We start from the raw sequence: 1,841 nt of genomic DNA, 5'->3' as shown, positions 1-1,841 counted from the left end.
TCCAGCCTTGCAGCTCTCAGTCAACATCTCCCTTTTGCCAAATTGAGTGTTCCCATTCTCGGACTTGCAACTTATTTCCTGTGGAAAAAAGATAAAAAGGACAGCTTTTCAAATTAAAATATGTAAAGCTGCCCCTTAATCCCCCCCCCAAGAGTGCTTTCTTATATAAAAAAGAAAGCACTCTTTCTTATAGTCTTTTTAGTTTTTTCGATAACATGAGGGAGAATTCCCTTCATTGTAGCTAAAAATTCCATAGATTTGATTAAATCCCTTTCAGATTGCACCCCATGTTTCATGAACATCGCAACGTTAAGCAAAGCTTGCGTTAAAAGTTCTCATTTAATAAGTTGAAGCAACTTGTTGTTTTTTGGAATTGACCTCCTCCCCACACCTCAAAGGATGGGGGATCCTACCAGCCATCGGGCTGTCAACAGTCCAGTTTCTCACGGAGCAAGTTCGACCAGCTGATCACACATGCGATTTACTTCATAAGCGTGCAAGGTTTTGATTTATAATGATAATGAACTGTTTTGTATATTGAATGAGAGCCCCGAATATCGTAAGATTCTTTCATTTCAAACCTATTTATCTTGAATCAATCAAAACTATTCGCTTGCACGTTACAAGCGGGATGAGTGTGTGGATAAAATTTGTATAAGAAAGGACTAAACATAGCTCTTATGAACCCTCTCTAGTGCCAAGGTCTGTCGCAACACCCACGAGCAGGCAAAGCGGGTGATGATGTCGGCTTGTTACTCCATAAGCGCGTCAGACAAACCCTACCCTAAAATACCACGATATCTAAAAATACTTAATATGCAAAGCTTTTCATGCCTTCTATCATCGCTTTACACAACGGTATTTACGGCATAATAGGATAAATTAAATTAGGAAGTACGAAGAATTTAATTCACCGTATAAGTATTTTAGAACCCCTTCTGTTAACGCAGTTGGTTTTTTATTTTTTTGCCATTGTGTCTCCCTCTCTTGGAAACAACTCGTAGCTTTGAAAAAAGCATGTCAAGGTAAAAGCAATACAAAAATATTCAACACGATAAAACTAGGGTTTGCAATTTTCTTTCTAGTTTTTTCGATTAACACCTATGATACCTATAAAGTGCTATTTATACCCCCTATAAGCTTTCTCTTTAATCATGATTTCAAAGTTGCGTGAGAAGGACAAGAAAAGCCTTTTGGTTATTGGTTAAGAGCACGTGCGCCTAATGGTGTGCTTTTACAGGGTGCCCTTGTCTCTCCCTCCAAAAGCTTGGTAATTCCCTTTCATTAAATGCGGGTCTAATGTCATGATTTTGGGGGGCGATTATTAAGAGTTTGAGAGACAAAAAGCTTTTCATTTAAAAAGCAAAACGAAATGACATAAGCCGAGGAAACGCACTCCCACATAGCGCTGTAGTAAACAACCTATACGCAAAAAGCAAGCTTTAAACCCAACAATTTTCCATAACGAGCGTTGTCCATCAAGATCTATATGGATTGTGATCAACTTTTACCTGTTAAGATTCGCAGTAGAATATTGTCTTCATTAAAATTAAATAGCGCTTAAGAGGACGCTTTATCAATAATGGTCAATGGGATTATAGCTTCCGTGATCTCTTCGCCAATCTTCAGGTGTTTCAAATTTGCTTGACCACAAGCCTCTTTTTGCTTTTTGAGCAGCAGATTGTAAGTTTTTATAGTCTGCGGGTGATGGGAAATTATGCTGATCTTTTGTCAAAACCATTAAGCCTTCTGTCAGCCCCAACCGTGCAAGATCAACCCCATCCACAAAACATTGTGCATAATGAACCTGTTGAATGACACGTGCTTGGCGACACGTAACA

The 1,841-nt window shown here is 38.7% G+C and carries 1 pseudogene; it reads right to left on the bottom strand.

The window, feature by feature from the left end:
- Positions 1-1,576: 1,576 nt before the first annotated feature.
- A pseudogene (locus ACFIO3_RS12445) lies at positions 1,577-1,841 on the bottom strand (nuclease); the annotation flags it as partial.

This window comes from Bartonella sp. AD328YNZD (genome assembly GCF_042196425.1).
The sequence above is the reverse complement of the archived record's forward strand: the minus strand, read 5'-3'. Positions and strand labels throughout refer to the sequence as shown.